Genomic DNA, 13,571 nt, shown 5'->3' on the forward strand with positions numbered 1-13,571 from the left:
AATTCTAGGTTTAATTTGAATTGTGAAAAAGACTCTACCCCTTTCCCTTTTATTAATATTTCTAATTTCTGGCTTTTCTTCATTTGGCCAAAATAATCCGGAATTAGGCTCTTGGTATATGTATTTTGGAAACTTTAGATTTCGGGAAAGTCCTTGGGCTATTCATGGTGAAATACAATATAGAAACCATAACATAGTCGGGGATTTAGAGCAACTTCTAATCAGAACAGGATTACAATATAATTTAAAAGACGGAAGCGCAAGCTTCACTCTTGGATACGGAAATATCACTACACAACCACCGGGAGAGAGTACGGTTTCTGTTCCTGAAAGCAGAATATATCAGGAAGCAATTTTAAGGCAAAAAGTATCCAAAGTAGGAATCATGCATCGTTTCCGTTACGAACAAAGATGGGTTGAATCCTCTCCATTTCGCAGCAGATTTAGGTATGCATTATTTCTAAATGTCCCGCTCAATTCTAAAAGCTTGAGTGAAAAAGGGAGTTGGTATTTACAGCTTTATGACGAATTATTCATCAACGGAGAAAAGTTAGACGGTTTGGTGGAATACTTCGACAGAAATCGGCTTTATGGGGGATTAGGATACCGAATTCAAAGTCAGTTGGCTGTTCAGGTTGGTTTTATGGAACAAAAAACCAATCGATTTTCAAAAAATCAGCTTCAATTCTCTGTTTTCCATCAATTATACAGCGGCAAGTAATATTTTTTCTTAACTCTCTAAAAACCAGAAGCTTTTAAAACATCGTATATGTGTAAAAGATATTTTTCGGGAATTTTCTGTAAAATTTTAAATGATTGATCCAGTATATGGATTAAACGCAAATATCTTTTTAAATTATAAGACAGGAAGTTGAATATCAATAACTTGAAACAAAGTATTGGTAAAGCAGTTTGGTTTTTGAGTTAGATAATTCAGCTTTTTCCGATCAAACATAGAAGAGGATAAATCGAGAAACAATTGCTTTTCTGCTAAAGGAATTCCCTAAAAAGTATCAAAGGCAGCTAGTGAAAACCTCGACTTTCCTAAGACTTGTTTGAATCTAAAAATATCGGCCTTAGTCAACCATAAATTCATATCATATGAAAAACTCTACCTATTACCTAGTCTTGCTTGTTTTGGTAATTTCAAGCTGCTTCACCCAAAAAGATTTCGTCACAGAATATGATTACAATTACCAGGGTACCTTTAAACGATATAAAACTTTTGCATTTGTTGAGATCAACGAGCCTGAAATCGAAACTATCACTCCTGTATTAAATGCTACTATTGGTGCTAGATTGGGATCTCAGGGCTTTGTAGAGAAAACGGATAAACCAGACTTATTGGTCAGCTATAAGATTTTTACCGATTCGATCCGTTATAGAGGATATGTGCAGCCCGAGTTTGATTATTGGTTGCAGAGAACAGGAAGCCGGGTATTGGAAAGGGATTTGGAAAAGGACAAAGACAAAGAACTGGAGAAGGATGAAACCTACAACCAAATCAAGTACAAGGAGAATAATGGAATGCTAGTCATTTATGTTATTGACAACAAAAGAGGAAACACTATTTGGCAAGGCTATACCGCTGCTAAATTTGATTTTGAATCCCCTAGCTTTCAGTCTGACATTACCCGTGCTGCCTATCGGGTGATGAATGAATTTAAAGTTGTAAACCGTTACATGGAATAGATTCTGTGGAATAATTCCCCAGTTTGCTTAGTAATAATCCCATCTTTTCGATGGGATTTTTTTATTTGAAAAGTATAAATCATTGTTTTTCAATTGATTAAGTCATAATAAGATTTCTGAAAATCACTGGCAGTTCTTTTGGATCAAGAAGAATAAACCTAGAAATCAATTCTGCCAGGAAACAAAAGAATTTCTAAACATGGCAGATTTTAATCGACTTGAAAAACAAATTTTAAAACCATGAAAAACTCTTTGATCCTTTCAGGCATACTTAGCGCAAGTGTTTTAGTATCCTGTGTATCTAAAAAGAAGTACACCGAGTTGGAGAGTAATCTCTTCAAGACTCAAACAGAATTAGCCATGACCAATCAGGAAAAGGCTGAATTGGAAGAAAAAATGGCAGCTATCGAGGCTAGAGTAGCAGAATACAACGCGAGAATCAATTCTTTGAGAGACACCAATGATGCTTTGACTCAGTCCAATAACTCATTGTATTCAATCGAGTCAGGAACCGTCATGTCCAAAAACTCAAAGCAAAAGATGACTGAAACTTTAGCAAAGGTGGATCCTGAGAAGCTTGCTCAAGCTAAGACTTTGGAGGATTCTGTAAACTTGGCAGTGGAATATAATCTGAAGCAAAACATCACTGAAAACACCGGAGGTGAAGAAGATGACGTAGAAATCAGCATTGATCAGACGGTGGTGATGATCTCTGTTTCTGACAAGCTTCTTTTCAATACCGCATCTTACAGGATCAACAGCAAAGCAGATCCACTATTGAAGAAATTGGCAGAAGTAATCAACGCTGAGCCTAGCCTTCAGGTGATGATAGAAGGTCATACAGACCCAAGAACCATCTCTAATGCAGTTGTTCAGGATAACTGGGATCTATCTGTAAAAAGAGCTACCTCTATTGTTAGAAAGCTTCAAAATGATTTTGGTGTAGCTCCTGAAAAAATGATCGCTGCGGGTCGTGCGAGCTATATGCCGATCGTTGCCAATGATTCCAAAGAAAATATGGCTATCAACAGAAGAACTAGAATCGTCCTAATCCCTGATTTGGATATGTTCTTTGCAATGTTATAAACAAAACCAACTACCACAATTAAATCAAAAAAAGCAGACTTTATGGGTCTGCTTTTTTTATTTCCTCCTAATTGGCTTTAATCAGTGCTTAAAGTTCCTAAAGCGAACTGCATTAATACTTCCTGAAAATATAGGGTGTAAATTGCCTGAGCTTGATCTGCTTGGGCAGCCACAAATTGCTGGTTAGCCGCAGATAGATCTACAAAATTGGAAATCCCCAATCTAAAGCGCTCCTGAACTGCATTTCTTGCCTCCTCCGCCGCCAAAACCTGTAAACCAGTGTTTTGCTCTTTCAATTTAGCTGCTTTATAATTTTGCCAGGCTAATCTCACATCTTGGTACACCCTTCTATCCAAAGACTGTAGGGTCAATTGCTGATTTTCGTAGGCTACTTTAGCTCTACTCACATCCAATCTGGTTTGCCAATTGGAAAATATGGGAATCACCAGATTCAAGCCGAGCGTATTTTGAGGATATATCCTTAATAACTGCTCCCTAAGACTTCTACTATCTAAGGATGTAAAAAAGGTATTGTAATTATAAAAAGCAGAAACCCTAGGAAAGTACATAGCCTTTCTTGCCTGAACATCTTTTTTGGTAGAGCTTACCAAAAGCTCCTGTTGCTTTATATCAGCACGGTTTGCCATAGCCAACTCGTATAATTCTCCTAGATTTTGCTCGGCAAAGCTTACCGATGAATTAGTAGGATCAACGGGTTCCAAATCAGGAATTTTACCCGCCTCCAATTGCAGATATTCTGATAAAGACCAAAGATCATTTTCCAACTGAATTTCCGCATCCACTTTTACGGATTGCAGTCTGGCAACTTCAGATTGCTGATTATATAAATCAGAAACAGTTCTTAATCCAGCCTCAACGAAACCCTCAATTTGCCGAAGTTGCTCCTGCTGATTTTCCAGGTTTTCTATCGCAATTTTCAATAACTCCTGATCCAATAGCACCTGTAAATACCTTTGGGCTACATCGAATACTACCTGTTGCTTGGCCCTTTCCAAGCCCTTTTCCCCAGCCTCAAATGCCAGCTTGGCCGATTGAGTATCCAAAATTCTCCTGCCCGCATTGAATACAGGCATATTCATATTTAATCCTCCGGAAACAATTTCATTGGTGACATTGGTAACTACAATTTCACCTTCTACTTGTTGAAATTGCTGACCACTTTGCCTCAATAAATTAGAGTTGATTCCCACAGAGGGCAAATGAGATAGTGCCGCTACCTGCTTCTGCTTTTTCAGGATTTCCATATTATTCTCCTGAATTTTATAATCAAGATTTGCATCAAGTCCGAATTCTACTGCTTGACGAAAATCCAACCTAAGAGTATCCTGAGCATATGTTACAAATGAGCAACAAGCTAAAGTCAAAAGGGTAATTAGAAATTTATAGCTGTTCATCACTTTCAATTTTTCCATCTAATAGATTGATTAATCTGGTTCCATAATCCGCATTCTCTCTAGCGTGAGTAGCTTGGATGATGGTGGTTCCCTCTTTATGCAATTCTTGAAAAACCTCCATTATTTCCTTGGCTTGAGTGGAGTGAAGATTCCCTGTAGGTTCATCCGCGAGAAGCAAACTTGGTCGGCCGGCAACAGCCCTAGCGATTCCCACCAATTGCTGTTGTCCACCGCTCAACTGAGCAGGGAAGAGATCCTTTTTGGCTACCATGTTAAAGCGATCTAAAAGATCTGCAATAATGCTTTTCCGCTCGGATGAAGCTACATTTCTATAAAGAAGTGGCGTTTCTATATTTTCATAAACAGTCAATTCATCTATCAGATGATAAGCCTGAAAAATATATCCAAACTCACTTTTGTGCAGATTGGATCTCTCCTTGTCCTTCATTTTACGGATATTTTTTTCTCCAAAAAAATATTCCCCATCGTAGTCTTCGTCCAACATTCCTATGATATTCAGCAAGGTGGACTTCCCTGCTCCTGAAGGGCCCATCAAAGTAAGGAACTCCCCTTGTTGGATAGTAAGATTTATTCCTTTAAGAATAAAAATCCTCTGGAAACGGGACTCAATGTATTTATCGATTTCTTTAAGTTGTATCATACTTGAAAATTAGCTTCAATAACCATTTCCACTTCCATGCCATAAAAAAGGGCCTCAGAACAAGTCTAAAGGCCCTTTTTGATCAAACAACCCTATATTTTCTCGAACATTTTTGTTCGCTGGCGAACGATTTTTCCACTAAAACCAGAATCACTCATTGATTTAAAATATTACCGAATCCCTTATTCGTCTTTCAGAATTTCGGCAGGATTCGATTTAGCCGCCACCCAGGAATGAGCACCTACTATCCCTATGCAAAGAACCAATAATGCCATGCCTCCCATCAAAAATTGCAGGTAAGGCATATCAATTCGGTATGAATAGCTTTCCAAAAATTCTTTAGCGAGCCAATAAGTTGGATAAGCTGCTAATAGAAAGGAAATGCTGACCAGCATCACGTATTCCTTACTGATAAGTCCTAGAATCTGAGCAATACTGGCACCTAATATTTTTCTCACAGAGATCTCTTTCAATCTTTGAGATATGGTGAAAGAAGAAAGTCCAAACAATCCCATTCCAGAGATTAGGATGGCTATCATACTGGAAAAACCGAGAATGTTTCTAATGCGCTGATCCTCTTCGTAGAATTTCGCTATTTCCTCATCCAGAAACTTGAAATCAATTTCCTCAAAAGGATATACGCTCGTGTATGATTCTCTTAATCCAAGCAATGCTGTCTCGAGGTTGATTCCTTTCCCCAGTTTGACTGAGATGACATTGTAATAATCAGGGTTTTGAAGAAAAACCATAGGAAGAATCTCTTCTTTCAGCGATCGGGAATTGAAATCTTTCATCACTCCAACAACAGACTTTGGCCCTCCTCCAATTGTTATGAAACTACCGAGAATTTCCTGTGCAGAATTGATCCCTGCTTCCTTCAAAAAGCGTTCATTTACCAAAACCTCTGTTTGATTTTGAGTTAAGTTCCTTCCAGCCAGCAACTCAACTCCATTTACTTGAACGAAGGATGAATCCACATTTTTCACTTGTGTAAAAAATTCCATTTCTGTGCTGTCTACAGGAACTTTCACATCAGAGGTCCAAATCCCATTAGAGGAAATGGCATCTCCTCCTAAACTGGCTCCTTCCACAAAACTCATTTGAGACACCTGGCTCTGAAAGAGTGAAGCCTTTTCAAAACCTGCCATAAAAGGTAAGTAAGCATAGACCACTGCATCTTTTTCAAATCCAACTGGCTGACTACTGATATATTTCAATTGAGAGCCAATAACCATTACTAAAATCAAAAAGACCATGGACACAGTAAACTGAAGTACCGTCAGATTTTTTCTCAAAAAGACCCCAAAGGAGAATTTCGCCGAACCCATTTTCTCGCCTTTCAGGGCACGCTGAGGCTGATAATTAGCCAGAACCAAGGCTGGGTAAATTCCTGAAACCAAAGTCAATAAGACTCCGAAAAGAACTATAAATACTAAATTATATCCTGCTAAATACGGCATCGTGAAGCCGTCTGGAAGATAGCTTTGGAAGGTTTTTAATATCAAGTCTGAAAACACCAAACCCAGCAAAGTTGCACCTAATACCAATAAGTAGGTTTCAGCTAAAAACTGAAACATCAGCTGGAATTTGTTGCCTCCAAGTGTTTTTCGAATCCCTACCTCTTTTGCTCGGCCGATTGCTTGGGCAGTTTCTAAATTGATAAAATTGAGACATGCCAAAATCAGAATGATGGCTCCAACTATCAACAAACCCTTAATCAGCTCTTTTGAGGCACCTGTTTCATCCAGCAGTCCATAAGAAAAGTGAAGTTCCGATAAGGGTTCCAATCCAAACGAGGTGCTTCCCTCCTCTTCATCGGCATAGTATTTACCTGCTATTGCATTAAGCCCTTCCTGTAAATTGCTGGCAGAGATTCCATTACCTGATTTAAAGAAAACCTGACTGCTGGAATTGATATTGGTCCATGAATGAAGCCCATACCAGTCTTCTTTCTCATTCTTTTTAATAGTGGAAAAAGAAATGAAATCCTGAAAAATAAAATCGGTGTTTTCATCATAATCCTGGATAACACCAACAATGGTTGCCATGATGGTATCAGCATCCACATAGCGAAGCTCTTTCCCAAGTACTTGATCCAGAGGTTGATTGGGAAAATAAGTATTCAAACTCTTTTCACTAATCACAACCTGATTAGGTTCCTGTAATGCTGTCTCAGGATTTCCTGCTAGCCAAGTTCTTGGGAGAACTTTAAAAAAACCAGGGTCAGCGAAACTGATGTAATCCTTTCTACCAAAGTTTTTATTTTCTTCCGGAATACTGGCATGTGTTTGTCCTAAGGTATAGAGTCTACCTACTTCTTCAATACCAGCCAATTCTTCTCCTAAAACCTCACCCAATGGCCCTGGAGCAGCCGGATAACTGTATTTCATTTCCCCATAATCATTCTCCGTGATGATTCTATAGATCCTCTCTTTATCAGGGTGAAAATTATCAAAACTGTATGCGTGCCATACGATATTGAATATCAAAAAGCATATCGCAATCCCTAGAGAAAGTCCGAGGATATGGATTGCTGTTCGGAGCTTATTGCGGAGAAGATTCCTCCAGGCGATTTTAAAATAGTTTTTGAGCATAACCTTAGCGTCTTTGAAAAATGATTGATCTTACTCTGATTTAATTGATTTCACTGGATTGGAAGTGGCAGCTTTCCAGGACTGCCAAGTCACAGTCAACCAGGCAAATACCAGCGAAGTCATCCCTGTTGCCAAGAAGAAACCAATAGAAATATTCACTTTAGTTGCGAATTGCTCTAGCCATTGGCTCATCAAATAAAACCCAAGCGGAAAGGCTATTAGTAAGGCCAAAATCACAGGATAAATAAACTCTTTGGACAATTGAGAAATTATCCCCTGAACGGAGGCTCCTAGGACTTTTCTGATACCAATTTCTTTGCGCTTAGTTTCTGCCGTGAATATGGAAAGTCCTAGCAACCCCAAGCAGGAGATCAACAAGGTTAGTATAGCAAATGCGCCTAGCAAATTACCCGTTCGGGCCTCTTGAGCATAATTCTGGGCAATCCGCTCGTCTAAGAATGAATAATCGAAAGGAATTCCTGGAATTATTTGATTCCATGCATTTTTTAAATGAGTAATTTGAGCTTCATCAAAGCCATTTCCTGTTCGAATTAATAAGATATTGCTTCCATCAAAAGCTGCATTTTTTACAGGAAGGAAAACAGTGGGTTTGATGGTGGTTTTTAAATCCTGAGTATGGTAATCTTCCACCACTCCAACGATATTACCATTGTAATCAGAGAATAAATTACCATTTTCTTCGGTATATACTCTGACTGCATTTCCAAGAGTTTCCTGCCCTGCCTGAGCAATTATGGCAGCTGCGGATTCATTTACAACTACGCTAAGATTTTCCATTTTTGGAAATTGTCCCCTCATCATTTCCGTTACCTCCCCCTGATCCTGAAAATCCAGCGAAAATTCTCTTCCAGCAATCACCTCTACTCCCAAATTTTCGAAGTAGAATTCATCTACATATTGAACATAAATAGAAAAGGCTTCTTCTATTTCAACTCCCCTGAAAGCTACGGAAGGATTCCAACCTCCTTCCAGTCCGGGAGCATTGGAAATTGCATTGACAGAAATCACTCCTGATTGTTGCTCAAGGGAAGATTTAAGGGGCTCAATTTGGGCTTTTGCAGCATTTCCGAGTTTCACGGTCAATAATCCTTGGTGATCAAAGCCCATATCAGATGTTCTGAGGAAAGTGTGTTGCATATAAGCTACCCCGGCACAGAAAACCAACAGGGAAGAAAGCGCGAACTGGAAAACTACCAGAGATTTTCTCAGGAAGGCTTTTCCACCAGAAATTTGTGAGTTTTTAAGAATGACATCCGGTCGGAGACCACTTAGGTAAAATGCGGGAAAAACACCTGCTAGTAAGGAGGAGATTATCCATACAGCCAGAACAATGCCTATCAAAGAACTATCTGAAAATAGCGGAACTTCAAATGATAAACCCAGCATGGATGTGAAAATTGGTTGAGCCAGCCCCACCAAAATCAACCCTAGAACAAGCGCAAATGCATTTGTTAAAAATGCTTCAGCCAGAAACTGAGCCATCAATTGTCCTCTCTTAGCCCCATTGACCTTTCTCACACCAATTTCTTTCATCCTTCTGATAGCACGAGCCGTAGCCAAATTGATGAAATTGATGCATGCTAGCAAAAGCACAAATCCACCAATTGAAAGAAAAATCCACAAAGTCTTTTGATCTACTCCTGGCGTCCACTCGCCTCCAAATCCTGATTGAAGATGTATTGATTGAATGGGTTGTAGGTAATATTGGTAGTTTTTAGCTTCCTCAGGATCACGGTAATTCCCATTTATTTCCGGTATTCTATCACTGATCGCCTGGGCATTTTGACCCTCTTTTACTTTGACATAGGTAAATGTTTGAGGCCACCAAAAGCTACCAAAATCAGCATTTTGAGGAAAATTATTAAGATTTTTGAAAGTGGAAACCGAAGATAAAAAGTCAAACTTCATGTGGGTATTGGCTGGAAGATCCTCTACCACTGCCTTTACTTCAAAAGCTATATCTCCTGTAGCCAGAAGCACTTTACCAACAGGGTTTTCATCTCCGAAATAGTGCTTTGCCTTAGATCTGGTCAGGACTAAAGTAAAAGGATCATCAAAAACTCCTTTCAGACTTCCCTGAAGGACCTTTAGCCCAGAAATATTTTCAAATCCAGGCTCTGCGTAAAAAAAGTAATCTTCTCTGAAACTTTCTTCGGGATTGATTCCATCGACAGATTTGAGATAAGTATTGATTTGAATTAAGCTGACAATCTCTTCCAACTGCTCCCCAAACTCTTTACGAAGCATAGGGGCCACAGCTCCCCCAGCCCAGGCAGAATTCCCAAAATCACGAACTTGCTGAGAAACTCTAAATATCCGGTCAGAATCCTCTTGAAATGAATCATAGGATTGCTCAAATTTTACATAAGAAGCCAGTAAAAGAAAGCATGCTAAGCCTATTGCTAGGCCCAAAACATTGATAAGGGAGAATATTCTTTGGCGAAGAAGGGTTCTCCAGGCTATTTTTAAGTAGTTTTTGAGCATATGATCTTTCTTTTAGTTGTTATTTTTCTCCTTCAGCTAATAAAGTAATGATTGCCTCTCTCAGATTTGTTTTATCACCAAATGAATCGGGATTAAAGCGATTGTTATTACTAAGTATGATGATAGTTTGATTGGAGTCCAACATTCTGACTAGCACACTGTTTGAACCTAAAATTCCACCTCTTCGCTCCATAATAAGCGGATTACCTTTCGCGAAAGGATAAGAATAGGTCCAAACTCCATATCCGGTATAATTATACTCTGGATAAGAGGTGTAAAGAATTTTTTTAGATTCTTGGGATAATAGTTGCTCTCCGTAAAGTGCCTGATCCAATTTTAGCAAATCAGAAACTGTAGAATACATTGAGCCTGCTGCATAAAAGTTTTCGATTTGGAAATCCGGATCAGAAATTCTTTCATCTGTCTCCGAGAATGAAAATGTTCTTACAAAATTTGAAGGGAAACTTTCTTTTTTCAAAAACCCGGTTTTTCCCATTTCTAGCGGAACCAAAATGCGTTCAGATATCATCTCCTGCCAAGGTTTTCTTTCAATCTTTTCGGCAATTAATCCAAGCAAAACATAATCTATGTTTGCATAATTGAATTTACCAAAGCCCCTGGACTTGGTTCCTTTTTCCAAGGTCATAGTTACAAATTCCTGAGGCGTGACTTCCTTCAGGTAAATATCATTTCGCTCGTTTGGTAAACCTGATATATGCAGAAGAAGATGGTGAATTGTAATCCTTTTTGCATTTGGAACTTTAAGTTCTGGAAGTAACTCTTCTAGACTTTGATCGAACTGAATTTTTCCTTCTTGATTGAGCTGTAAAATCAAAATAGAGGTAATCATTTTTGTGATTGATGCAATGCCAAAACTATCTCCGATTTGAATTGGAATTTCTTGTTCAAAATCCCTGAAACCAGATGACTTTTGATATATCACCTCTCCATTTTGCGATACTAATAGGGTTCCCTCAAAGGATTTGGTTATTACTTCATTTTGAAAAAGGCTGTCTAATGATGAATTGAGGTTTTGTCCAAAAGTCAACAGATGAATACCTGAAAAACAAATACATAGAGCAATCTTTGGAATCCAAGTCCTCATTTCATTCTGATTTTAGGATTTTCGCCGGATTTACAAAAACGGTTCGAATCGTCAAAACCAGAGCTGTACTAAAGAAAATGAGCAAAATAGCCAGTACCGGCAGAGTGTAAAACCACCAACCCAATTCGATTCTTACCGGAAACTCCTGAAGCCATTCTGTAAAAAGAAAATAGGCCAAAGGAATACCCAATAAAAAACAAGCACCTAGCCAATAGAGATAGTCCTTTGAAATCATTATTAAAATCGAAGAGGCAGAAGCTCCCAAGATTTTCCTGATACTTACTTCCTTTAATCTTCTTAGTAGCACCTGAGAAATCACTCCAAAAATTCCCATAATAGCAATGAAAATGGCAACCAAAGAAGCTAATGCAAAAAGCTTCTGAAATTGTAATTCTGCCTTGTATTGCTTATCAAAAAACTCGTCAAGAAAAAAGTATTCAAAAGGCGACTGGGGGAAATTAGCCTGGAAGGAGCTTTCAATTTTTGATAATAAATTTCTCACTTCATTCATAGATTTTACTTTCAGAATATAATAATTCAGGTCTCCGGGAGAATAATTAAGAACAATGGGATCCAAGGGAGAATTGACTGCCTCCTGATAGTAATCCTCCACCACTCCCACAATTCTTGCTTCACCTCTACCAGAAATTAAGCTTTTCCCCAGTGCATCTTCCGGGTTATTTAGTCCTAAACCGGCAAGTGCCCTTTGATTGATAATTGCTTCCTCTCCTTGTCCAATGGGGTTAAATTGCCTTCCCGCTAAGATTTTTAGATCAAAAAGTTTGAAGTAATCCTCTCCGACGCTCAACATATTATACATGACTCCACTCTTTTCTTTCCCCTCCAAATGAAAGTCCTCTGTTTTCCAGTAGATTTCATTTCCAGGAATCTCATTTGCTGCAGCAATGAATTGGACCTCTGGCAATGCTCCTAAGGTGGCTTTCATTTTTTCCTGATAATTGCCACTCCCATCCACAAACAGCATGGGGGATCGAATAACTATTCTATCTTCAAGCTCCAAGCCTAAATCTCTGCTACGCATGAAATCTATCTGCTTGTAAGTAGTCAGAATCCCAGCTAAAATAACCAAGCAGAAGATCAGTTGAACGACCAAAAGTGGACTACCAAATGCTTGACGGAAAGATAGATTACTTTCTCCTTTGATGGCTTTTTGTGGATAGAAGGAGGTCAAAAGCAATGCAGGGTAAATTCCAGAAATGAAAGAACCCAGAATCCAAAAGAAAACTATCCAGCTCAAATATTGACTTAGCTGAAGGCTTACGGTAGGTAAACCCAATCCCAAAACCTGATTGATCCAATCTCCAAAACCAAAAACCAAAAAACAGGCAATTGCAATAGCGATGAAATGTGTCAAGTAGGACTCCGTGAGTAACAGTCTAATCAATTGTATACTAGAACTACCGGATACTTTTCTGACTCCTATTTCTTTACATCTGTTTTGGCCTTTGGAAGTTGCAATGTTGATGGAATTCAAGTATACCATCGCCAGTACAAAAAATCCTATCCAAACAAAATACGCAAGCTTTTTCCCGTCCACCCCTTGATTGTACTCTCCTGAATAGTCAAGGGTATTATGGATTTTACCCACCGAAATCAAATCCACAACCCATTCCGTACCGCTGGCTTCTAGTTGCTCCCCATGGTGAGTCTGAAGACTTGCATTTAGTTGATCAGTAAGACTCTCCACGTTCGCCCCCGGTGCCAACTTCAGAAAGGTATACTGATTGAGCCAATCATAGGAATTGTCGATATCGGAGCCAAGAAAATGATGGAGCGTTGCATATGAAATCATCAATTCGGGCCTAAGGTGCCGATTAATAGGTAAATCTTGATAAACCCCTGCTACCTGAAACTCCACCGTTCCGTCGAAATTGGTACTGTTTATATCCAGATTCTGTCCCACTGGGTCTTTATCCCCAAATATCCTTTTGGAAATACTCTCAGAGAGATAGACTTGAAGTGGCTGCCCTAATCCTTCTTCACTTCCTTGGATCAGATTGATGTCAAAAAATTCGAAATAGGCTTCATCAGTAATGAAAATTTGGTCTTCTCTTACAAAAGAATCATCCTGCCCTGCAATCACCTCTCCCATGATAATTACCCTGGAAAAATCCTCTACTTCTGCCAAATCTTCTTTAAAAATCATCCCCATGGCTGGAGCAGTACGGGCGCTTTTGTCCATTTCCTTACCAGAAACCCTGGAGTTTAAATTGACTCGATACAACTGTTCACCTTGGGCCAAGTTTTTATCGAAACTATTCGAGAAATTCACGTACAACGCAATCAGGAACACAGCAAAAAAACCAATCGTAAGCCCCCCCAGGTTGATCATCGTGTCCACTCTATTTTTTAATAGATTTCTCCAGGCGATTTTTAAGTCATTTTTCCACATGGGCTTGAAAGTTTTATAGCGCTAAGGTTCAATAGTCTAGACACTTGATTATACAATCTTTTTTCCTTCTACTTTGTACCTAATACTTGATACATGGTAC

9 protein-coding genes are annotated in these 13,571 nt (G+C 38.9%); 3 read left to right on the top strand and 6 right to left on the bottom strand.

From position 1 onward, the window contains the following. Window positions 1-22 precede the first annotated feature (22 nt). From BM073_RS17170 to BM073_RS17180, 3 genes are all read left to right on the top strand, one after another. Window positions 23-721, top strand: a complete 699-nt coding sequence (locus BM073_RS17170) for a DUF2490 domain-containing protein (RefSeq protein WP_245756452.1) — start codon at window positions 23-25, stop codon at window positions 719-721. Between the two features lie 380 nt (window positions 722-1,101). Then, window positions 1,102-1,692 (top strand): DUF4136 domain-containing protein, encoded by a 591-nt coding sequence (locus BM073_RS17175; protein ID WP_091655570.1) that lies wholly within the window; start codon window positions 1,102-1,104, stop codon window positions 1,690-1,692. Window positions 1,693-1,932: 240 nt separating this feature from the next. Further along, window positions 1,933-2,778 (top strand): OmpA/MotB family protein, encoded by an 846-nt coding sequence (locus BM073_RS17180; protein WP_091655571.1) that lies wholly within the window; start codon window positions 1,933-1,935, stop codon window positions 2,776-2,778. A 77-nt stretch (window positions 2,779-2,855) separates the two neighbouring features. On the opposite strand, the gene BM073_RS17185 is transcribed toward BM073_RS17180, so the two are convergent. From BM073_RS17185 to BM073_RS17210, 6 genes are all read right to left on the bottom strand, one after another. Continuing rightward, window positions 2,856-4,193, bottom strand: a complete 1,338-nt coding sequence (locus tag BM073_RS17185; RefSeq protein ID WP_245756453.1) for a TolC family protein — start codon at window positions 4,191-4,193, stop codon at window positions 2,856-2,858. Further along, window positions 4,180-4,854 (bottom strand): ABC transporter ATP-binding protein, encoded by a 675-nt coding sequence (locus BM073_RS17190; RefSeq protein ID WP_091655573.1) that lies wholly within the window; start codon window positions 4,852-4,854, stop codon window positions 4,180-4,182. The genes BM073_RS17185 and BM073_RS17190 overlap by 14 nt, the downstream gene beginning before the upstream one ends. A 182-nt stretch (window positions 4,855-5,036) precedes the next feature. After that, window positions 5,037-7,448 (bottom strand): ABC transporter permease, encoded by a 2,412-nt coding sequence (locus BM073_RS17195; protein ID WP_091655574.1) that lies wholly within the window; start codon window positions 7,446-7,448, stop codon window positions 5,037-5,039. A 30-nt stretch (window positions 7,449-7,478) separates the two neighbouring features. Continuing rightward, window positions 7,479-9,953 carry an ABC transporter permease gene (locus BM073_RS17200; RefSeq protein ID WP_091655575.1) on the bottom strand — a complete coding sequence of 825 codons (2,475 nt, stop codon included), beginning with the start codon at window positions 9,951-9,953 and terminating at the stop codon, window positions 7,479-7,481. 19 nt (window positions 9,954-9,972) lie between these two features. Next, on the bottom strand, window positions 9,973-11,058 hold the full coding sequence (locus BM073_RS17205) for a serine hydrolase domain-containing protein (protein WP_091655576.1): 1,086 nt from the start codon (window positions 11,056-11,058) through the stop codon (window positions 9,973-9,975). Window position 11,059: 1 nt separating this feature from the next. Further along, a complete protein-coding gene (locus BM073_RS17210) occupies window positions 11,060-13,471 on the bottom strand; it encodes an ABC transporter permease (protein WP_091655577.1) in 2,412 nt (803 codons plus the stop codon). Window positions 13,472-13,571 lie beyond the last annotated feature (100 nt).

This window comes from Algoriphagus ornithinivorans, assembly GCF_900115305.1.
Lineage (GTDB): Bacteria > Bacteroidota > Bacteroidia > Cytophagales > Cyclobacteriaceae > Algoriphagus > Algoriphagus ornithinivorans.